The 20,617-nt window shown below is 72.5% G+C and carries 19 protein-coding genes and 1 pseudogene; 14 read left to right on the top strand and 6 right to left on the bottom strand.

The genetic code is table 11. The annotated features are described in order from the left end of the window. Nucleotides 1–45 precede the first annotated feature (45 nt). Entirely contained in the window at nucleotides 46–1,197 is a 1,152-nt protein-coding gene (locus WMF28_RS24025; RefSeq protein WP_437595623.1) for a CgeB family protein, read from the bottom strand. Between the two features lie 739 nt (nucleotides 1,198–1,936). Then, entirely contained in the window at nucleotides 1,937–2,827 is an 891-nt protein-coding gene (locus tag WMF28_RS24020; protein ID WP_437604303.1) for a serine/threonine-protein kinase, read from the bottom strand. 653 nt (nucleotides 2,828–3,480) lie between these two features. Here WMF28_RS24020 and WMF28_RS24015 point away from each other — a divergent pair. Next, nucleotides 3,481–7,344, top strand: coding sequence for a serine/threonine-protein kinase (locus tag WMF28_RS24015; RefSeq protein WP_437595622.1), 3,864 nt, complete (start codon nucleotides 3,481–3,483; stop codon nucleotides 7,342–7,344). A gap of 17 nt (nucleotides 7,345–7,361) precedes the next feature. Here the strand turns inward: WMF28_RS24015 and WMF28_RS24010 are convergent, their stop codons facing one another. Further along, entirely contained in the window at nucleotides 7,362–7,643 is a 282-nt protein-coding gene (locus WMF28_RS24010) for a pyrimidine/purine nucleoside phosphorylase (RefSeq protein ID WP_437595621.1), read from the bottom strand. Nucleotides 7,644–7,991: 348 nt separating this feature from the next. On the opposite strand from WMF28_RS24010, the gene WMF28_RS24005 reads away from it, so the two are divergent. The 4 genes from WMF28_RS24005 to WMF28_RS23990 are packed head-to-tail and all read left to right on the top strand — an operon-like array spanning nucleotide 7,992 to nucleotide 9,200. Next, nucleotides 7,992–8,318, top strand: coding sequence for an ArsR/SmtB family transcription factor (locus tag WMF28_RS24005; protein WP_437595619.1), 327 nt, complete (start codon nucleotides 7,992–7,994; stop codon nucleotides 8,316–8,318). 56 nt (nucleotides 8,319–8,374) lie between these two features. Beyond that, entirely contained in the window at nucleotides 8,375–8,755 is a 381-nt protein-coding gene (locus WMF28_RS24000) for an SRPBCC family protein (protein WP_437595618.1), read from the top strand. Then, the gene (locus WMF28_RS23995; protein ID WP_437595617.1) at nucleotides 8,752–8,985 is read left to right on the top strand and encodes a hypothetical protein; all 234 of its coding nucleotides are present in this window, start codon (nucleotides 8,752–8,754) and stop codon (nucleotides 8,983–8,985) included. Before WMF28_RS24000 ends, WMF28_RS23995 begins: the two co-directional genes overlap by 4 nt. Then, nucleotides 8,982–9,200: a hypothetical protein gene (locus tag WMF28_RS23990; RefSeq protein WP_437595616.1), complete on the top strand. Its 219-nt coding sequence runs from the start codon at nucleotides 8,982–8,984 to the stop codon at nucleotides 9,198–9,200. The genes WMF28_RS23995 and WMF28_RS23990 overlap by 4 nt, the downstream gene beginning before the upstream one ends. Nucleotides 9,201–9,236: 36 nt before the next feature. On the opposite strand, the gene WMF28_RS23985 is transcribed toward WMF28_RS23990, so the two are convergent. From WMF28_RS23985 to WMF28_RS23975, 3 genes are all read right to left on the bottom strand, one after another. Further along, the gene (locus WMF28_RS23985) at nucleotides 9,237–9,515 is read right to left on the bottom strand and encodes a hypothetical protein (RefSeq protein ID WP_437595615.1); all 279 of its coding nucleotides are present in this window, start codon (nucleotides 9,513–9,515) and stop codon (nucleotides 9,237–9,239) included. Nucleotides 9,516–9,755: 240 nt separating this feature from the next. Continuing rightward, nucleotides 9,756–11,108 (bottom strand): sensor histidine kinase, encoded by a 1,353-nt coding sequence (locus WMF28_RS23980; RefSeq protein ID WP_437595614.1) that lies wholly within the window; start codon nucleotides 11,106–11,108, stop codon nucleotides 9,756–9,758. Between the two features lie 79 nt (nucleotides 11,109–11,187). Continuing rightward, nucleotides 11,188–11,913 (bottom strand): response regulator transcription factor, encoded by a 726-nt coding sequence (locus WMF28_RS23975; protein ID WP_437595613.1) that lies wholly within the window; start codon nucleotides 11,911–11,913, stop codon nucleotides 11,188–11,190. A gap of 116 nt (nucleotides 11,914–12,029) precedes the next feature. On the opposite strand from WMF28_RS23975, the gene WMF28_RS23970 reads away from it, so the two are divergent. The 9 genes and pseudogenes from WMF28_RS23970 to WMF28_RS23930 all read left to right on the top strand — a co-directional run bounded on the left by WMF28_RS23970 (nucleotide 12,030) and on the right by WMF28_RS23930 (nucleotide 20,611). Beyond that, nucleotides 12,030–13,517 (top strand): TolC family protein, encoded by a 1,488-nt coding sequence (locus tag WMF28_RS23970; RefSeq protein WP_437595612.1) that lies wholly within the window; start codon nucleotides 12,030–12,032, stop codon nucleotides 13,515–13,517. Beyond that, nucleotides 13,514–14,758, top strand: a complete 1,245-nt coding sequence (locus tag WMF28_RS23965; protein ID WP_437595611.1) for an efflux RND transporter periplasmic adaptor subunit — start codon at nucleotides 13,514–13,516, stop codon at nucleotides 14,756–14,758. Before WMF28_RS23970 ends, WMF28_RS23965 begins: the two co-directional genes overlap by 4 nt. A 1-nt stretch (nucleotide 14,759) precedes the next feature. Further along, a complete protein-coding gene (locus tag WMF28_RS23960) occupies nucleotides 14,760–15,491 on the top strand; it encodes an ABC transporter ATP-binding protein (RefSeq protein WP_437595610.1) in 732 nt (243 codons plus the stop codon). Beyond that, on the top strand, nucleotides 15,485–16,696 hold the full coding sequence (locus WMF28_RS23955; RefSeq protein ID WP_437595609.1) for an ABC transporter permease: 1,212 nt from the start codon (nucleotides 15,485–15,487) through the stop codon (nucleotides 16,694–16,696). Before WMF28_RS23960 ends, WMF28_RS23955 begins: the two co-directional genes overlap by 7 nt. 242 nt (nucleotides 16,697–16,938) lie before the next feature. Then, nucleotides 16,939–17,421 (top strand): hypothetical protein, encoded by a 483-nt coding sequence (locus tag WMF28_RS23950; RefSeq protein ID WP_437595608.1) that lies wholly within the window; start codon nucleotides 16,939–16,941, stop codon nucleotides 17,419–17,421. Between the two features lie 127 nt (nucleotides 17,422–17,548). Beyond that, nucleotides 17,549–18,259 (top strand): zf-TFIIB domain-containing protein, encoded by a 711-nt coding sequence (locus tag WMF28_RS23945; RefSeq protein WP_437595607.1) that lies wholly within the window; start codon nucleotides 17,549–17,551, stop codon nucleotides 18,257–18,259. A gap of 536 nt (nucleotides 18,260–18,795) precedes the next feature. Further along, nucleotides 18,796–18,942 carry a hypothetical protein gene (locus WMF28_RS23940; RefSeq protein WP_437595606.1) on the top strand — a complete coding sequence of 49 codons (147 nt, stop codon included), beginning with the start codon at nucleotides 18,796–18,798 and terminating at the stop codon, nucleotides 18,940–18,942. Further along, nucleotides 18,939–19,376: pseudogene (locus WMF28_RS23935) on the top strand (hypothetical protein); the annotation flags it as partial. The gene WMF28_RS23940 and the pseudogene WMF28_RS23935, both read left to right, overlap by 4 nt. A 185-nt stretch (nucleotides 19,377–19,561) precedes the next feature. Next, a complete protein-coding gene (locus tag WMF28_RS23930; protein WP_437595605.1) occupies nucleotides 19,562–20,611 on the top strand; it encodes an iron-containing alcohol dehydrogenase family protein in 1,050 nt (349 codons plus the stop codon). The last annotated feature ends 6 nt before the right edge of the window (nucleotides 20,612–20,617 follow it).

Below are 20,617 nucleotides of genomic sequence, written 5' to 3'. Positions count from 1 at the left end.
GCGGCAAGGGAGCACGAGCGCGGGCGCCCGCGCCCGACCGAGGTGTCAGCCGCTCTGGCTCTCGATGTGCGCCGCCGTGAGCTGCCCGTCGCGCTCGCGGCGCGCCCGCGTCCGGCTCGTGGCCTCGAGCACCTCGCGGGTGTAGCGCTCGAACGCCTCGGCCCGGTGCATCGCCGTGTGCTCGGCGAAGACGCGCTGCCGCGCCCGCTGGCCCACGGTGAGGCGCTTGTCCTCCTTCATCTCCCTCAGCTTCCGGAGCACGTCCTCCGGCGAGCGGACGAGGAGGATCTCCTCGCCGGGCTGGAAGAACGTCTCGATCCCCGGCCAGGTGTCGCTCAGGACCGGGGTCCCGCACGCGGCCGCCTCGAACAGGCGCGCGCTGGGCGACCACCCGGACTCGGCCATCGCCCGGCGGGTCAGGTTCAACGTGAAGCGCTGGGCGTTGTAGAAGATGCGGTGCTCGTCCGGCGGGAGATGCTCCGTCCGGGTGAGGTTCTCGGGCCACGCGAGCGACGACGGGTACTGCGCGCCCGCCACCGCGAAGCGCCCGCGGCGCATGCGCCGCGCCGGCTCGAGCAGGAGTCGCTCGACCGCTGCCTGCCGGTCATCGCTGTACGTGCCGAGGTAGCCGAGATCCCAGCGCATCGGCGTCGGCTGCGGGTAGTACACGTCGGTATCGGCCGCGCAATAGAGCGCCCGCGCGCGCACCGCGCCGTGGCTGCGCTCCAGCCGTTCCAGCGTCGGTCCCCCCGTCGCCGACAGGTAGAGGTCGTACCGCGGGATCAGCGCCGGCGTGAGGTACGCGTGATCCCCGTGAGCGAGCCGGCCCAGCGTCACGGGCGTGTCGAGATCGTAAAACGCGGCCTTGCCGCGGGCCTCCTCCGTGAGCCACGCTCCGACGGTCGCCCCCTCCGGAACGAAGGAGCCGACGACCACGAGATCGGCTTCGCGCATCGCGCGCGAGAATCGATCGCGGAGCTCGGTAATGCTCGAGTACTGCTCGGTCGTGCCGTAAGGCGGGTGGGGCAGGTCGCGGTGCTGATCGTAGATGGAGAGGCTCCGCTCCAGAAAGAGCACGTGGTGGCCGCGCGAGGCGAGCGCCCGGAGGAGCGCTCTGTACGTCGTGGCGTGGCCATTGCCCCACGAAGACGTGATGGAGAGACCCAGGAAGACATAGCGGTAGGTAGGTGTCGTCATAACGTGGTGGCGGCAAAGGTTGAGAGATCCCAGAAGACGTGCCGGCCCCGAATGGCCCGGTCCCGAGACACACCGCGGCGGCGCCCGAGAGGCCGGAACGGGCCTCGCGTCGCGCGGCCAGGCCACGCCAGGCAGCCCAGGCCAGTCCTGGCCTGGTAACCCGGCAGAGAGAGCAGCACGTCGATCCGGTTGCTCTGGCGCCGCGCAAGAGGGCGCGACGACGAGCGTGTGGACCCCGGATTAACATGCGTGCTCACGCTCTGCAATCCTGTGAGATGCGGTTTCTCGTCCCAAGATGCGTATTCCCATCAAGACCCTAGGCGATAAGGCCCGGACTGATTTCGAGACAAGGAACGGCGCACGATCGTAAGTTGCTACGGGATAAAGCGGCTCGATCGCGCAAAGCACCCGTCGGCGCGCGCCGTCGCGCAGCAAGGCAACCGGCCTGTGCGGCACAGGGCCGATCCGAAGCGATGATGAGAAAAATGGGAGCGTTGCCGTAATGGGTCAGTCGTGGCTGCCGGTCGAGCGGAGCGTCAGGCGCGCCGCTGGATCGACCGTCTCAGCCACGCAGACGAGCGCTGGTCTCGCGGAGAAATCGGCAGGGGAGCAGGAAGGCAGGAGCGCACGACGCCCCCTGGCCGCCTTCCGGCTCACGGGAGGGCGCGCCGCGGAGCGAGCGCTGATGGGGGTGTCCAGCCTGGAGCGGTGGGGCGCCGCGCGAATGCCGTCGCGACGTTCAGGTGGCGGGGCGCAGCGTCCGCCAGCCGTCGATCACCTCGGCGATGTTCGCGAAGCGGCGGTCCGGGCTGTGGGCCAGACCCCGGTTCACGAACACCTCGACATGCTTGTCGACCGGCGGAGGCATGAGGTTGCCGATGCGGCGCGGCGGCGTCCTCGTCTTCATGTCGGCGAGCATCATCAGATTGCGCGCGGCGTAGGGGAGCTCGCCGGTGAGCGCCTGAAAGACCACCGTCATGGCCGCATAGAGGTCGGCCCGGTGATCCACCGTCTTCCCCTTCACGAGCTGCTCCGGCGACGCGAACCTGAAATCGCCGAGACACCGGCTCGGCGGGCTCACCGCCTCGTCGGACTGCGCGGGCGGGAGCTTGCACGAGCCGAGATCCAGCAGCGTCAGCCGCTCGCCGTGCGGACCCCGATCGAGGAGCACGTTCGTGGAGCTGATGTCGCGGTGGATGATGCCAATCTCGTGCAGCTCGGCGATCGCCAGCCAGAGCTGCTCGAACAGCGGGTGCAGGGCGCCGAACGGGATCGGCCCCAGCCGGGCGAGGCGGTCGCTGAGCAGCTCCCCCTCGCGCAGCTCGAACACGAGGAGCGGTCCGTGCTCCGGGTCCTTGCCTCCATCGATCGACGGCAGCGTGTGCGGGCCCCGCAGCCGCTGACACGCCGCCGCCTCGCGCTGAAAGCGCGCCTGGGCCTCTTCCAGGGGCATGCGCTCCGGCGTGCTGAGCACGCCCCCCGGGTCGAGGCGCATCGGAGGCTCGCCGAGCACCTTCACCCCGACGTGGCGGCCAGCGCTCGCGTCCTCGGCGCTGAACACTTCACCGAGGCCTTCGCGGCGGAGATGGCGCACCACGCGGTAGCGCTGGACCAGTACGGTTCCGGGCACGATTGACAAGAGCGGCCTCCTTCGCTTGACAAAAAGGGGTCGAGCGCATTCTGGTCGCCCCCCCCAGTCCCCAGACAAGCTCATTTATCACGCGGGCGCGACAGAGGAAGCATCGCGCGCTGGGCGACGTGAAAAGGAGGCCACGCCTACACCTGCCACTTCGCATCGCCCGGCCGTTGCGCTCGAGGTCGCCTGGACGAAAAAGTCCCGTGGCGCGGGCGAGGCGGGCGAGGTGAGGTGAGCGCCACCCGCCAGGCGCGCCGCGGCGGCGCGGGGCGTCGCCGCGACGGGGACGACCGGCGAGGGGCGCCGCGGTCGCTCCGATGTCCCCGCATTGCCGGCCTCGTGAGCCGCTGGAAAGGCCGCTCGGCGCGCCCGGAGGGCGGCGGAGGAATACCGGCGTGTCCTCGCGGCCGGACGCGCGGGCGGGGGCGCGCCGGGCGCCTCGACGCTGTAGAGTTGCCCCTGGCCGCGCTCTCTGGTGACGATGCCGATCGAAGCGCGGCAATCGGTGGGAATTGCATGGGGGAGGCGGAGCCTCGGGGCGCCCGGCTCCGGTGACACGCCAGCACCCCCGAACCGCTGGTCATTCTCGTAAACTTCGCGTAGCTCCCACACAGGACGGACGATCCGCGGGAGCGGCGGTAGGGGCAATGCGAGCGGGAAACGTCATCGACGGCCGGTTCGAGATCGCGGAGCTCGCTGGCGCCGGCGGCATGGGCCACGTCTTTCGCGCGCGCGACCTCAGCACCGGCGAGACCGTCGCCCTCAAGGTCCTCCAGAACGCCGCCTCCCAGGACTCGAGCCGCCTCGCGCGCGAGGCGCAGGCGCTCGCCACGCTGCGGGTGCCGGGCGTGGTGCGGTACATCGCGCACGGCCTCACCGACCTCGGCCACCCGTACCTCGCCATGGAGTGGCTCACCGGCGAGACCCTCTCCCAGCGCCTCGCCCGGCAAGCGTTCACCCTGGACGAGAGCCTCAAGCTCACCCGGCGCATCGCGACCACCCTCGGGTCCGTGCACCGGCTCGGCGTCGTCCACCGCGACCTCAAGCCGAGCAACCTGCTCCTCGTCGGCGGCGCGATCGACCGCATCACGCTCATCGACTTCGGCGTGGTCCGGATGTCCGGCCTCGACCAGCAGCTCACCATGCCTGGCGCCATCCTCGGCACCCCCGGCTACATGGCGCCGGAGCAGGCCCGCGGCGAGGCGCAGGTCGACGCGCGCGCCGACGTCTTCGCGCTCGGCTGCGTGCTCTACAAGTGCGTCTCGGGGCGCGCCCCGTTCCGCGGCGCGCGCGGGCTCGCCGTGCTCGTCAAGGTGCTCATCGAGGAGCCGCCGTCGCTCCGGTGGCTCCGCGACGACGTGTCCGAGGCGCTCGACGACCTGGTCACGCGGATGCTGTCGAAGTCGCCCGACGGTCGGCCGAGCGACGGCAATGCGGTCGCGGCCGAGCTCGCCTCGCTCATGGATCCCGCGACGCTCTCGGTCCGCCCGCCGTCGAGCTCCATCCGCCCGCCGGAGCTCACGACCGGCGAGCGCAAGGTGATGTGCCTCGTGCTCGCGCGCGACGGCCTCGCCCCCGCCGCCTCCGAGCCGGCGCTCCCCGAGGTCGACGAGCAGGCGCGCGCGCAGGCGCTCTCCGCCACGGCGGCGCGCTACAGGGGCCAGCTCGAGCTCGTCGAGGCGCGGCTGCCGCTCGTCGTGCTCTCCGGCGCCGGCGCGACGACCGACCTCGCGGCGCGGGCGGCGCGCTGCGCGCTCGCCGTCCAGGCGCTGCTCGGCGGCGCGCCGGTCGCGGTCGTCACGGGCCGGGCCGAGATCGCCTCCCGCATGCCGATCGGCGATCTCATCGACCGCGTGGTCCAGCTGCTCCCCGGGAGCCGCGCCCCGTCCCGCGCGGCGGCGATCCGCATCGACGAGGTGACGGCGGGGCTGCTCGGGGCGCGGTTCGAGATCACCTCCGGCGAGTCCGGCCCGTGGCTCCACGGCGCGCGCGAGGAGCCGGACGAGGTGCCCCACCTGCTCGGCAAGGCGACGTCGTGCGTCGGGCGTGAGCGCGAGCTGTCGCTCATCCGGGACGAGCTCGCCCGGTGCGTCGAGGAGTCGACCCCGAGCGTCGTGCTCGTGACCGGGCCGGCGGGCATCGGCAAATCGCGGCTCCGCCACGAGCTCGTCCGCGCGATCCGGGGGGACGGCGAGCCGGTCGAGGTGTGGCTCGGGCAGGTGGACCCGATGAGCGCCGGCACGACCTTCGGCCTGCTCGCGCACGCGCTCCGGCGGGTGATCGGCCTCTCGGAGGGCGATTCCATCGAGGAGCGGCGGCGCAAGGTGCGGGCGCGGGTCGAGCGGCACGCGGCGCTCGACGCCGCGCGGGTCGCGCCGTTCCTCGGCGAGCTCGTCGGCGCGCCGTTCCCGGACGACGACGTCCAGCTCCGGGCGGCGCGGCGGAACCCGATGCTCATGGGCGACCAGCTGCGCCTCGCCTGGGAGGATTTCCTGCGCGCCGAGTGCGCGGTGCACCCGGTCCTGCTCGTGCTCGAGGACCTGCACTGGGGCGACCTGCCCACGCTCTCGATGGTCGACGCCGCGCTCCGGAACCTGAAGGACCGGCCGTTCATGGTGATGGCGCTCGGCCGCCCCGAGGTGCACGAGCTCTTCCCGAAGCTGTGGGACGAGCGGCGCGGGCACAAGCTCCGCCTCGCGGGGATCTCGCGCCGGTCGAGCGAGCGGCTCGTGCGGCAGGCGCTCGGCGAGGGCGAGAGCCAGACGCTCGTGGCGACGCTGGTGGAGCGCGCGGATGGCAACGCGTTCTACCTGGAAGAGCAGATCCGCGCCGCGGCGGCGGGCAAGGGCGCGGACCTGCCGGAGACGGTGCTGGCGATGGTGCAGGCGGAGCTCGACGCGCTCGACGGCGCGGCGCGGCGGGTGCTGCGCGCCGGGGCGGTCTTCGGCGAGACGTTCTCGCGGAGCGGGGTCGCCGCGCTGGTGGGCCGGGCGGAGGTCGACCCGCTGCTCGCCGAGCTCGAGGGGCGGGAGCTCATCGTCCGGCGCTCGGTCGAGGGCGCGCCGGAGGCGGTCGAGTACCGGTTCCGGCACGCGCTCGTGCGCGAGGCGGCGTACGGGATGCTGACCGATCACGATCGCCGCCTCGGCCACCGGCTCGCCGGCGAGTGGCTGGAGCGGGCGGGGGCGGCGGACCCGATGGCGCTGGCCGAGCACTTCGAGCGGGGCGGCGAGCCGGCGCGGGCGGCGACGGCGACCCTGCGCGCGGCGGAGCAGGCGCTGCTCGGGAGCGATCTCGGCGCGGCGATCGAGCGGGTGGAGCGCGGCATCGCGCGCGGCGCCTCGAAGGCGACGGCGGGGGCGCTGCGGCTCTGCCAGGCCGAGGCGCACCTCTGGCGCGGCGAGTTCGCGCTGGCGGAGCGGCGGGGGATGGAGGCGCTGGAGCGGCTCTCGCCCGGGTCGGCGCCGTGGTTCTCGGCGCTCACGCAGATGATCCTCGCGGCCTCGAAGCGCGGGAATCACGACCAGGTCGAGCGCCTGCTGCGGGTCGCGCAGAGCACGGAGGCGCGGAGGTCGGGGCGCCCTGCGCGCAGCGTGTGCCTGTGCGCGGGCGCCGGGCGCCTCGTCTTCGGCGGGCGGTACCTGCTCGCGGACGAGGTGCTCGACGCGATCGAGCAGGACGCCGAGGAGACCGAGCAGGAGGTCGAGGTGCTGGCGCGTCTCCACGAGGCGCGCGCGTACCGGGCGATGGCGGGCGGAGATCCCGGCGCTTGCCTCGCGGGCTTCGAGGCGGCGCTCGCGGCGTTCGAGCACGCCGGCGATCGGCGCAACGCCTGCTGGGCGAGGAACAACCTGGGCTCCTGCTACGCGGAGCTCGGCGATTTCGAGGGCGCCGAGGCGGCGCTGCGCGCGTCGCTCGCGGACGCGGAGCGGATGGGGCTGTCGGACGCGCGGCTCGGGGCGCTCCTTGGCCTGGGCCCTGTGCTCGCGCGGCTCGGCCTCGTCGAGGAGGCGCAGCGGACGGCGGAGGAGGCGATCGCGACGTCCCAGGGCCTCGGCGACGCGCGCCGGGAGGGCGCCGCGCGGACCTGCCTCGCGAGGGTCCTGCTCCAGTCGGGCGATCTCGGAGGGGCGGAGCGCGAGGCGCGCGCCGCGGTGGCGATCCTGTACGGCGCGCCTCCGCTGCGCGCGTTCGCGTATGCGGTCCTCGGGCGAGCGCTGCTCGACGCGGAGCAGGCGGTGGACGCGCTGGCGGCGACGACCGAGGCGTTCTGCCTGCTCGAGTCGGTGGGCGCCGAGATGGGCGAGTCGCTTGTGCGCCTCGCGCACGCCGAGGCGCTCTCGGCGTGCGGCCACCGGCGGGAGGCGATGATGGCGGTCGCCTCGGCGCGCGAGCGCCTGATCGAGCGGGCGAGGAAGATCGGCGATCCGGTGTGGCGCGCGAAGTTCCTCGGCAATGTGCCGGACAACGCGGCAACGCTGGAGCTGGAGCGGAGGTGGCTGGGGGCGTAGTCGGCGGTCGCCTGCGCTCAGAGGAACTCGCAGAAGTACCCGGCGGGCTGCGAGGCCTTGACGTCGAAGCCGCTCTTGCCGGCCACCTCGAACGACGTCCCCGCCGGGTACACGCGCCACTCCTGCGAGCCGTCGAGGCGGACGGCGAGCTCGCCCGCGACGACGGTCATGCGCTCCGGCGCCTCGGTCGAGAAGTGAAACTCGCCGGTGTCGATGACGCCCATCGTCTGCCGGCGCCCGTGGCGCTCGAAGGCGACGCTCTGGACATTGCCGTTGAAGTAGCTGTTGTGCTTGAGCATGGCGCCCTCCCTACCGCGTCCCACCCCGAGAGGCCAGGACGGTGAACCCGAGGGCGCCTGAGCATCACGACCGCTCCGGCGCTCCAAGCTGCTGTTCGAGAGGGCCTCAAGACGGCGCTGGCTCGTCTCCTCGCGCTTCGTCGCGGGCTACGGGAGGGCGATCAGGGCAGCTCGTCCGCGCCGCCCCCGTCGTCACCGCACGGCTCGGTGGCGGGGCTCTCCGCCTCGTCCTCCGATGGACTTCAGGACGTCGGAGATCTCGGGCTCGTCCTCGGGAGGCGGCGGAGAGAGGAGAGCGGCCCGATCCGCGTGCTTGACAATAGATAAGCGTCGGCTTATGAATCGTGCATGAGCACGGCCGTGGCCGAAGACAAGATCTTCCATGCGCTGGCGGACCCCAGCCGCCGGGCGATCTTCGAGTCGCTCACGCGTGGCGAAGCGGCGGTGAAGGACCTCACGGCGCGCTTCGACATCTCGCAGCCGGCGGTCTCGCAGCACCTCGCCACGTTGAAAGACGCCGGCCTGGTGAACGGCCGGCGCGAAGGGCGCTGTGTCTACTACCGGGTGGAGCCGCGCGGGATGAAGCCGCTCATCGACTGGATCGCGCACTACCGCGCATTCTGGATGGACCACATCGATCGCCTTGAAGAACTGCTGGAGAAAATGGACGGATGAACCCCATCGACAAGACCGCCCCATCGCAAACCGAGTCCATTTCATTCGAATTCGATTTGCATCATTCGCCGGAGAAGGTGTGGCGCGCGCTCACCGACCCCGTGCTGCTCACCGAGTGGCTCCTGCCCGTCGTCGAGCTCAAGCTCGAGCCGGGGGCCGCGTTCACGTTCAAGACGCAGCCGTACCCCGGGTGGGATGGCACCGTGAACTGCCGGGTCCTCGAGATCGAGGCGCATAGGAAGCTCAGCTATGCATGGGTCGTCGGCGACATGGACACCGTCGTGACCTTCACGCTCACGCCCGCGGCGTCGGGGACCCGCCTGTCCCTCTTGCAGTCGGGCTTCAAACCGGGCCAGAAGCAGAACTTTGGTGGCGCGCGCTACGGCTGGAAGATGATGGGTGGGAAGCTCGTCGACCTGCTCGCGAGGATCCCATGAGCCGATCGAGGCTCGTGGCCTGCTGGGTGACCACCGGCCTGGTCGCGTCGTCCATGCTCTCCGCCGGCGTGGCCCACGTCCTCCACGTGCGAGCGAGCGACGACGGCTTCGTGCGCCTCGGCTACCCGCTGCACTCCGTCACGCTCGGCGAGCAGGGCGCTCTCGCCGAAGGCGGTCACGTAGGTGTGCCCGATCCGCTTCGGGCTCGTTTTCAGAGGAGGTCCCATTGACCTGGAACAATTGGGCTCGGCAGACTCACCGCTGGCTGTCCATTGCCTTTACGGTGGCCGTCATCGTCAACATCGTCGCCATGGGAAAGGAGGCGCCTGCCGTCTGGGTGGGCCTCTTGGCGCTGCTCCCGCTCGCCTTGCTCCTGTTCACCGGTCTGTACTTGTTCGTGCTGCCGTATGCCACCAAGTGGCGCAGCGGGCGACGCACCGACTGAACGTGCGGCCCGCCGCAAGACGAGAGGCTGCGTCGCCTACTCACGAATGGTAAGGACCTCGGGCGGCAGCAGGCCAGTCGCATACCAGGCGGGCTGCGGGCTCGCCGCGAGCTGCAGCCGCGTCACGAGATCCCGTGGGTCGGTCTCGTGCGCATGGGCCTTGACCACCACATCGCCGATCCGCACGACCAGGCCGTCCGCGCGGCCAGACAGCATGACCGGTTCGCCCGGCGGACCGAGGTCGCCCGCGAGCGCCCTCCCGATCCGGACGAGGTCGCGGGCGAGCCCGCTCTCGGGCGGAGGAACGGCGCGCATCCGCGCAGTTCAGCACACCGGCTCGGCCCGGACCATCGCCGGGCGCGAGCCGCCTTGCGCCCCGGCGCACGAGGGGCAGGGTTGGGAAGCGCCGGCGACGCGAGGCGTGGATCGGGGAGGGCGGGCGTCGAGCGGTCGTCAGGTCGTCACCACGTGTCGACATTGCCGTGGGAGGCTCCCTGGCGGATGAATGCGCCATCGCGGTGCGCGGCGCGCGGCGACGAGCAGGGATAAGCCCGCTCAGCCCCCCGCGCCGACCGGCAACCGCAGCGCGACCTCGAGCCCGCCGCCCTCGGCGTTCCTCGCCTCGACCTCGCCGCCGTGCAGCAGCACCGCCCGCTGGGTGATCGCCAGCCCGATCCCGGTGCCGCCCGCGCCGCGCGCCCGGTGATCGTCGACCCGGTAGAACGGCTTGAAGAGGTCCTCGAGCGCCTCCTCGGGGACGCCCGGTCCGCGATCGCGGACGCGCAGCTCGGCGAGGCCGCGGGCGCACGAGAGGTCGATGCGGACCGTGGTGCCCGCCCCGGTGAAGCGCACCGCGTTGCGCACGACGTTCTCGATGGCGCGCCGGAGCAGCTCCTCGCTCCCGTCCAGGGAGCACGCGTCGCGCGCCCCGAGCTCGACCGAGCACCCCTGCTGCTCCGCCTCGAACGCGGCGTCGTCGACAAGCTGCTCCACCAGCGCGGTCAGATCCACCCGCTCGGTGCGCTCCATGCCCCGGCCCGACTCCAGCCGGCTCAGCGTGAGCAACTCGCCGATCATCCCGTTGAGCCGCTCCGTTTCCCGCTCGATCCGATCGAACGCCGGCTCCACGTCCGGCGGGGAGCGGCGGCGGACGAGCTCCAGCGCGATGTTGAGCCGCGCGAGCGGCGACCTGAGCTCGTGCGAGACGTCACGGAGCAGCCGGCGCTGCGTCTCCAGGAGCTCCTCGATGCGCTCGGCCATGCGGTCCATGTCGCGCCCGAGCGCCAGCGTCTCGCCGTCGGCGCCCGCGAGCTGCTGCGCGACGCGGACCGAGAGATCGCCCGCGGCCATCTGCTGCGTGGCGCCGCGCAGGATGTGGATCGGACGTGACAGGTAGCGCGCGAGGAGCACCGCGACGAGCCCGGTCACGACCACGATCGCGAGGAGCCGGAGCGGCAAGGTCTCCGGCACGATGAAGAACATCCACGGCGACCGGACCGGACCCGTCGCGACCGCGGCAAAGGAAGGGTCGCGGCGCAGGACGACCGCGACGAGCTCCCGCTCGCTCACCTCGACCGCGATGCCGTCGGCCGAGCGCCTCGCCTGCTCCTCGACGCCTCGCGCTCCCTCGATGGGCTCGCCGCTCACGAGCGCGCCCGACCGGTAGACCGCGACGCGCAGATCCCGCGGCTCGATCGGCGCGAGGCGCTGCTCGCAGCCGGAGAGCCCGTCCCGCGCGCAGGAGAGCGCGCTCTCCGCCCGGAGCTCGACGCTGCGCGTGCTCAGGCGGCGGCGCAGCGAGCTCGACTCGGCGGAGAACGCCCAGCCGTGGATCCCCGCGAACAGGCCGACGAGGAGCGCCATCGCGATCCACAGCGAGACAAGGAGTCGCAGGAACAGGCTCTTCACGAGCGCCCTCCGAGGCCAAGGCGCCTCACGCCGCCTCCGAGGCCAAGGCGCTTCACGAACGCCCTCCGAGGCAGGCGCCTCACGCGCCCTCCCGGGCCAGGATGTAGCCCGCGTTGCGGACCGTCTTGATGCGCTCGCTGCCGCTCGGACCGGGACCGAGCTTGCGGCGGAGGTTGGAGACGTGCATGTCGATGCCGCGGTCGTACGCCGCGAGGCGACGGCCGAGGACGCGCCGCGCGAGGTCCTCGCGCGAGACCACCGCCCCCGCCTGCCGGACCAGGACCTCGATCAGGTCGTACTCGGCCGTCGTGAGCCGGACCTCCTCGCCGCGAACCCGGACGCGCCGCGCGGCAGGGAACACCTCGAGATCGTCGACCGTGAGGACGTTCTGCGCCTCCGCAGCGCTCGGCCCCGGCGCGGCCGCCGCGACCGCGTGGGATGCGCGCCGGTGGAGCGCGCGCACGCGGGCGACGAGCTCGCGCGGGTTGAACGGCTTCGGCAGGTAGTCGTCGGCGCCCATCTCCAGGCCGACGATGCGGTCGACGTCCTCGCCCCGCGCGGTGAGCATCAGGACAGGGACCCGCGAGCTCCGACGGAGCCGCGTGAGCACCTCGAACCCGTTGAGTCCGGGCAGCATCACGTCGAGCACCACGAGGGTGAACGGCCCCTCCTGCGCGCGCGCGAGGCCGGAGATCGCGTCGCGCGCGCTCTCCACCGCGTAGCCCTCCTGACCGAGGAGCTCGGCCAGGAGCTCGCAGAGCTCGGCGTCGTCATCGATGACCAGGATATGAGGCGGATCCGCCATGTCGGGGACTGTAGCGCGGCCGCCGCGGCGCCGTGTAAGGCCTGGTCAAAAGGCTCTTGACGAATCTTTACACGAACCGGACACCTCTTGAGACACTGCACCCTAGCCTGGGATCCATGACGCTCACTCGCTCCGTTCCCTTGCCGTGGCTGGCGTCCCTCGCCGTGATCGCCACGTGCTCGCTGAGCAGCGCGGCGCGCGCCGAGACGCTCACCGCCGAGCAGGCGGTCGGCCGCGCGGCCTCGCAGAACCCGTCGCTGCGCGCGGCCCTGCTCGAGGCCACCGCCGCGCGGCAGGCCGTCGCCGCCGAGCAAGGCGCCCGCAAGCCCACGCTCTCCGCCTCCGTGACCGGACAGTACACCGAGGCCTTACGCAACGGGGACGCCGGGGTCACGCGCTCGGGCAGCACCACCGTCGCGTCGAACGTGGCCCTCCGGTACACGACCGACATCGGGACGGGCCTCGAGGCGGGCGCGTCGGCGGACACGGCGTGGGGCTCGGGGGCCCGGAGCCCGGCGTACACCGCGGAGGCGTACGTCTCCGCGCGGCAGCCGCTCCTCCGGGGCGCCGGGACCGACGCGGTCCTCGCGCCGATCGTGCAGGCGGAGGCGTCGGCGATCGCCGCGGAGCGTGAGCGCGACCTCGCGGCCAGCCAGACAGCGCTCGACGTGCTCGATGCGTACTGGGAGCTCTGGTACGCGGAGCACGCGATCGGCGTGCAGGAGCAGGCGCTCGCCGCCGCGCAGCGGCAGCTGAACGACGCGAAGACCCGCGCCGAGACGCTCGGCACCGGCACGCGGGTGGACGTCCTCCAGTTCTCGACCTCGGCCGGGTCGATCGCGGACGCGCTGTCGCAGGCCCGCGCGACGCGCTCGGCGCGGGCCATCGCGCTCGGCCGCGCGCTCGGCATGGACCCGGGGAGGGCCGCGTCGCTCTCGCCGGCCGGCGCGCCGCCCTCCCTCGGGGCCCTCCCCGCGACCGACGCGTTGACCCGCGCCGCGCGCGAGCGGTCCCAGGAGCTCGCCGCCCTGCGCGCCGACCTCGAGGCGCAGCGCGCGCGGGTGAGCTCCGCGGAGGACGCCGACCAGGTAAAGCTCGACGTGTTCACGACCGCCTCCGTGGGCACGCTGTGGGTCGATGACCGCCTGCCGGGGCTCTCGCTCCCGGGCGGGCGGCCGGCGTTCAGCGTGCTGGGCGGGCTCGACCTCGAGCTGCCGTTCGGCGGGGGCCGGGCGCCCGCCGACGCGGCGCGCGCGCGCACGCAGCTCGCGATCGCGGAGGCGCGGTACCAGGCGCGCGCCGAGGCGATCGCGGCCGAGATCACCTCGCTGCGGGTGACCCTCGAGGCCGCCGCCGATCAGGTCGCGCTCGCCACGGAGACGGCCCGGCTGGCCGGCGAGCTGGCCGAGGCGGAGCGGCAGCGGCTCCTGCTCGGGACGTCGACGTCGGCCGACGTGGTGAAGGCGGAGCAGACGCTGCGGGAGGCGGAGCTCCGCAAGCTGCGGGCCGTGGTCACGGCGCTCACCTCGCGCTTCCAGCTCGATCACACCACGGGCGCGCTCCTCGATCGCTTCGCTTCGGTGCTCCCCAGGAGGTCGTCATGAACAGGAACAAGAAACGCTACCTGATGTCCGGCGTGGCCGCGGCGGTCATCGCGACGTTCGCGATCGGCGGTTACGCCTGGTATCAGACGCCCTCGAAGGCGCCCGCCGGCCCCACGGTCGAGATCCGCCGCGGGAGCCTGACCGAGACCGCCGCGGCGTCCGGGAAGATCGAGCCCGACGTGCAGGTCGAGGTGAAGTCGCGCGCCGCGGGCCAGGTCATCGAGCTGCTCGTGAAGGAGGGCGACCACGTCGAGGCCGGGCAGCTCCTGGTCCGCCTCGATCCGATGGACGCGGAGCGCAAGCTCGCCGAGACGCGCGTGGCGCGCGACCGCGTGAAGGCCGACCTCGGCGCGGCGCAGGCGTCGCTCGCGGCCGCCGATCTCGAGCGCAAGAACAACGAGGTGAGCCAGCAGATCGCCGAGAGGAGCGCCGAGCTCGGCCTGGGCTCGACCGACACCGCCCGCTCGGCGGCGCACTCGACCAAGGTCGCGGGCGCCAACATGACGCTGCGGCGCGCGCAGGTGACCGCGGCTCAGGCGCAGCTCAAGCAGGCCGAGCTCGCGGTGCAGGACGCCGAGACGCGGGTGAAGGAGATGCAGATCTACGCGCCGATCGCCGGCACGGTGCTCGACGTGGCGGTGGAGAAGGGCACGCTCGTCTCGTCGGCGCTCACCAACGTGAGCGGCGGGAGCGCCGTGATGACGCTCGCCGACCTGTCGGACCTGCGCATCGTCGGCGCCATCGACGAGGCGCAGATCGGCCGCGTGGCCCCCGGCCAGCGGGTCGATATCCGCGTCGACGCCTACGGGGACCGGGTGTTCCAGGGCGTCGTCGATCGCGTGAGCCCGCTCGGCAAGGAGGTGTCGAGCGTCGTGACCTTCGACGTCGAGATCGTCGTCAACGACAAGAAGGCGTCGCTGCTCCGGTCGGGGATGAGCGCCGACGTGGAGATCGTGACGGCGGAGCAGAAGGACGTGCTGCTCGTGCCGCTCCTGGCCGTGCAGTCGGCGGGCAAGCGGCGGTTCGTGCGGCTCACGAGCGGCGAGGAGCGGCCGATCAAGACCGGGGCGACCGACGGGACGCACATGGTCGTGATCGAGGGGCTGAGCGAGGGCGACGACGTCCTCGCGAGCGCGCCCGTCACGGGCGCGCCGGGGCCGCAGCAAGGGCAGGGGCAGCGGGGCGGGCAGAACCCGATGCGCGGGATGGGCATGGGCATGGGCTCGCGAGGAGGCCGCTGAGATGGACGTCCCGGTCTTCGTGAGCGGTCTCTCCAAGGTGTACCACGCCGATCGCGAGGACCTCGCGGTGCGGGCGGTCGACCAAATCGGCTTCGAGGTGCGCCGCGGCGAGTCGGTCGCGATCATCGGGCCGTCCGGGTGCGGGAAGTCGAGCCTGCTGAACATCCTCGGGTGCCTCGACCGGCCGACGGAGGGCACGTACCGGCTCGGGGGGCGCGACGTGGCGGAGCTCGACGACGACGAGCTCGCGGCGCTCAGGAACCGGCACATCGGGTTCGTGTTCCAGAGCTTCAACCTGCTGCCGCGGATGACGGCGGCGGAGAACGTCGAGCTGCCGCTCCTCTACGGGGCGGTCAAGGACAGCTGGGCGCTCGCGGAGAGCGCGCTCGCGCGCGTCGGGCTCGCCGCGCGCGCGCGGCACCTGCCGTCGGAGCTCTCGGGCGGGCAGCGGCAGCGCGTCGCGATCGCCCGGGCGATCGTGACGCGGCCGTCGATCCTCCTGTGCGACGAGCCGACGGGCGCGCTCGACAGCCGGACGGGGCGGGACGTGCTGGAGCTCTTGATGTCGCTGAACGCGGACGGGACGACGCTCCTCATGGTGACCCACGATCTCGGCGTGGCGCGGTCGCTCACGCGCGCCATCCACATGAAGGACGGCCGGATCGTGGCCGACGGCCCGTCGGGCACGGTGGTGTCGGCGTTCCACGCGAGCGAGATGGAGTCGGCATGCTGATCAAGGAGACCGCGAAGAGCGCGTGGCGGTCGCTCGCGTCGAACCGCATGCGCACACTGCTGACGATGCTCGGCATGATCATCGGGACCGCCGCGGTCGTGGCGGTGCTCGGCATCGGCGAGGGCGCGCGCAGCAGCGTGGAGGGGCGGATCCGGTCGCTCGGCGCGAACCTGCTGATGGTGCGTCCCGGGTCGGCGTCCGCGAGCGGGGTGCGCTCCGGGACGGTCAAGACGCTGACGGAGGGCGACGCCGAGGCGCTGAAGGGGCTCGACGGCGTGGCGGCGGTCGCGCCGGAGCGGAGCGGCAGCGCGCAGCTCCGGTACATGGCGAGCAACCTGAACGCGTCCGTGACCGGGATCACGCCGGCGTACCTCGAGGTCCGCTCGCTCGCGGTGGCGAGCGGCGTCGCGTTCTCCGACCTCGACGAGCAGCAGCGCGCGCGCGTTGTGGTCCTCGGCGCGAACGTGGCGCGGCAGCTGTACGGGGGCAACGCGAGCGGCTCGCCGCTCGGCACGCGCCTCCAGATCAACGGGAACGCGTTCCGGGTGGTCGGGGTGCTCGCCGAGAAGGGCTCCGGGATGGGCTCGCCGGACGACGGGGTGTTCGTGCCGCTGTCGACGCACCGGTCGGTCTTGTTCGGGCAGGACCACCTGTCGACGATCTCGCTCCAGCTCGCGAGCGAGGATCGGTCCGATGCGGTGATCGCGCAGCTCGATCAGCTCCTCCGGCTGCGCCACCGGCTGCGCGCGGATCAGGCGAGCGATTTCGAGGTGCGGTCTCAGGCCGAGATGCTGGCGACGATGGGGCAGATCACGGGCACCTTCACGACGCTGCTCGGCAGCGTGGCGGCGGTGTCGCTGATCGTGGGCGGCATCGGGATCATGAACATCATGCTGGTGTCGGTCCGGGAGCGCACCCGCGAGATCGGCGTGCGCATGGCGGTCGGGGCGCGGCGGCGGGACATCCTGCGGCAGTTCCTCGTCGAGGCCGTCGTTGTGTCGCTCGCGGGCGGCGTGGCCGGCGTGGGCCTCGGGTACGCGGCGGCGGTGCTGCTTTCGCGGTTCGGGGAATGGGCGACCATCGTGCCGCCGTATGCCGTCGGTCTGGCGCTCGGGGTGTCGATCCTGATCGGGATCACGTTCGGCGTGGGGCCGGCCCGGCGCGCGGCGCGGCTCGATCCGGTGGAGGCGCTGCGGTTCGAGTGAGCCCGGGCTGCGGGCGGGACTGTCTCGCATGGAGACGAGGGTTGGTCCTGAAGGTGGTTGTCTCGCCGTGAACCACAGATGAGCTCGCCGAGCTCACGTGATGGTCGCGGTGGATTTCGAGGCGCTTCCGTTTGACACGGTGTGGCAGCCAGCCCCCGTAGCGCCGAGAGGCAGCGTGGCCCTGATCCCGCCAGCGCTTTTCAGGTACCCGCCCGCCGTCGGCCCGCTATCCTGTCCGGGGCATGTCGGCCCTGCTGCAGAACGAGTACCTGACGGTCACGCTCGATCAGGAGCGCTCGGTCGTCCGTAGCACCCGTTCCGAGGTCCCGTATGCCTCCCCCGACGAGTTCATCCGGGTCCACACCGAGGCGCTGCAGGTCTACGAGTCGCTCGAGCGCGCGAGCCTCGGCCACCTCGTGGATATCCGCCGGCCCGCCATGAACAACGATCCGGCGTTCGAGGCCGCGACGATGCGCACCCGCAGCATGATCTGCCAGGAGTTCGCCGCCGTCGCCGTCGTGGTGCGGACGGCGGTCGGCGCCTTGCAGGTGACCCGGCTCCTGCGTGAGGAGAATAACGACAACGTCGTCGTGTTTCACGACGACGACGACGCGATGGGATATCTCCTCCAGGAGCTCGGGAAGCTGGTGCGCCGCTCCAGCGCGCCGCCGGGCGGCCGATCCCGGAGCTCCCGACCGTCGGCGCGCCCCGCCAGGGTGCGCTGAGCCGCGCAGCCCGCCAGGGTGCGCTGAGCCCGCGCACCCCCGATGACCCGACGGCCACTCGGGCTCCCGGTCGAGGGCGCCCGCGTCGCCGCTTCTCGTGAGCGCGCCCTTCGCCTAGCATCGGGGGATGCGCACGTGCTCGCGCTGCGGCCTCCTGATCGACGCAGAGGGGCGCTGTTCTCCCGGGTGCACAGGCCCGCTCGCCACCGTGCGCTGCGGCGGCTGCTACCAGCTGAACCGGCCCGACGCGGAGCGCTGCGACGGCTGCGAGCACGAGCTCGGCCTGGAGCCGATCGCGGAGCCGGACGCGCTCCGCTGCTCCGATTGCGACGAGCCCTTCTCGGCGTTCCGCGCCGCGACAGGCCTGCTGCGCGACTGCCGTCGATGCGGCGGCCAGCTCGTCGACCACGCGCTCCTGCGAGACCTCCTGGAGAGCCGGGAGAGCTACGGCACGAGCGCGCCGAGGCCGCCGCGGCGCCCGGAGCCGGTCGACGTCCGCGTGCGCTACATCCGCTGCCCGGCGTGCCGCCAGCCGATGAACCGCAAGAACTTCGCCGGCAAGAGCGGCATCATCGTCGACATTTGCAGGGAGCACGGCACCTGGTTCGACCGGGGTGAGCTCCCGCTGCTCCTCGCCTTCGCCGCGTCGGGCGGCACCGCGAGGGCGCGGCAGCAGCAGCTCGAGGACGAGGAGCGCTCGCGCCGGCAGGCGGAGATCGCCAGGGACACGGCGAAACGGGCGAGCGCCGTGGTGACCGCCTCGACCTGGGAAGGCCGGCGAGCCCGGCGGCTCGCGGTGGAAGAGCTGCTCGAGCTGCTATGGCAGATCACCCGCTGAGCGGGCGCCAGGGCGCCCGCAACGGGCAGCAGGCGGCGAAGAGCGGACAACGGACGATACGGCCGCACACGCCCGGAGCGCCGCCGGTGCCGCGCTACAACTCTTCTCCGGGGCATAACACCAATTAACAGTCCAGCGTGCGTGTCGCGTGCAGCGCTGCGCGGAACCCTCGGAGACTCGCGCGATCGTGTCGGACAAGCTCGTACCGAGGAACGGCTCCTGGTGGGGCGGGTACAACTCGGCGAGGAACCATGGCTGGGACTGGGGCCTCGCGTTCAAGGACTTCGAGCAGAAGGCCGGCCGCAAGCTCGACATCGTGTACCGCTACCACGACTGGGGCACCACCGATAACGGCGTGTTCCCGGACAGGTTCGAGACGGCGCAGATGAGGGAAGGATATCTCGTCCACCTGTCGTGGGAGACGCGCCGCTACTCGGCGGGCCAGAACGTCACGTGGACCGAGATCGCGAACGGCTCGCAGGACGCCGTCATCCGGGCGGCCGCGGAGCGCGTCAAGAACGCGCCCGGCAAAGCTCATGATCGCCTTCGAGCACGAGATGGACAACACCGACATGCACAGCGCAGATGGTCCGGACGCCGATTACGTCGCCGCGTACCGGCGCGTCGTCGACCTGTTCCGCGAGGCGGAGCGCGACGCGTACGTGAACCAGCCGCACGAGTGAAGCTACGTGCAGGACGGCCGAGGGCGTCGTATGACGTGTCGCCACGACATGACGTCCTTCGACCAGCGCCTGTCGGCCCTCGAGCTGTCCATCCTGCCGGCGTGGGTCTACGACCACGACCGGTACCGCTTCCCCTGGGCCAACGCGAAGGCCCTCCAGTTCTGGCGCGCGCTGGATCATGCCGAGCTGTACTCCCGCGATCTCTCGGACCTGTCACCCGCCGTCCGCGCGCGGCTCGACGGCTACCTCCGCGTCCTCGCGGAGGGCGGCACCGTCGTGGAGGACTGGACGCTCTATCCGCGCGGGACGCCCGCGTCGCGCAGCGGGCGTCCCACGTGGTCCTCGACGTCACCGGCGCGGACGCGCTCGATCCGGACGGCGCCGCCGCCCTGGAGCAGCTGGCGCGCGCGATCCAGCTGCTCGGCTCCAGGCCGATCCTCAGCGGCGTCCGCCAGGAGGTCGCCCGCGCGCTTGTCGACGTCGACCTCGGCGAGGACCTGCTCGTCCTGCGCAGCCTCGGCCGCGGCCTGGAGGTCAGCCGCAGGCGCGCCGCGGGGAGGCGGCGGGGTCATCCTCCGCAGGCGTGCCGCGGCGAGGCGGCGGGTCTAGAAGACGGCGCATGCCCAACGCCACCCAGATCGGCATCCCCACGCTGGTGCGCATCAAGCCCGGGGCGCTCCCGCGCAGCGGGCTCTACCTCTCCCGCGCGGCGCGCCGCCACGTCCTGCTGCTGTCGAGCGTGGGGACGCCCCCCGCCATCGAGGCGGCGATGCGCGAGGGGCTGAACGAGCAGGCGATCGAGGTCGTGGCGCAGCGCGAGGTCAGCTCGGCCAGCTTCGAGGAGGCCTCGGCGCTCCTGCCCGCGCTCCCGGCGCGCTGCGACGCGATCGTCGGGCTCGGCGGCGGCCGCGCCCTCGACACGGCCAAGTACCTCGCGTTCCTCGCCAGGCTGCCGTTCCTCGCCGTGCCCACGTCGCTCTCGAACGACGGCTTCTGCAGCCCCTCGGCCAGCCTCACGATCGGCGGCAGGCGCCGCTCGCTCCCCTGCGCCGTCCCGTTCGGCGTGGTGGTCGACACCGACGTCTGCCTGCGCGCGCCGGAGATCCTCTGGCTCTCCGGCGTGGGCGACCTCGTGGCCAAGGTGACGGCGGTGCGCGACTGGAAGCTCGCGTTCCACGCGCGCGGCGAGCCGGTCAACGACTTCGCCGCCCTGCTCTCGGACGCGACCGTGTTCCAGTTCATGGCGCGCCCCCGGCGCGACCTCGAGGGCATGCGCCTGCTCGCGACGGCGCTCATGCTGAACGGCATCGCCATGGAGATCGCGGGGTCGTCCCGGCCGGCGAGCGGCAGCGAGCACCTCATCTCGCACGCGCTGGACCAGACCTCCAGCCGGCCGCGGCTCCACGGCCTGCAGGTCGGCACGGCCGCCTACGTCGTGAGCCAGCTCCAGGGGCGAGACACGGACCACATCGCCGCCGTCCTCGACGCGACCGGCTTCTGGGGCGCGATCCGGGCCGACCCGTTCTCGCTCGACGAGTGGCGCGAGGCGGTCCGCGTCGCGCCGGAGATCAAGCCCGGCTACTACACGATCCTCTCCGCCCGCGACTGCGCGCCGGAGGTCGAGGCGATCCTCCGGACCGATCCGCGCCTGAAGGGGTGCTTCGAATGAAGCAGC

Origin of the sequence: Sorangium sp. So ce590 (assembly GCF_051521365.1) — a bacterium.
Classification (GTDB): Bacteria; Myxococcota_A; Polyangia; order Polyangiales; family Polyangiaceae; genus Sorangium.
This window is presented reverse-complemented; position numbering and strand designations above follow the sequence as displayed.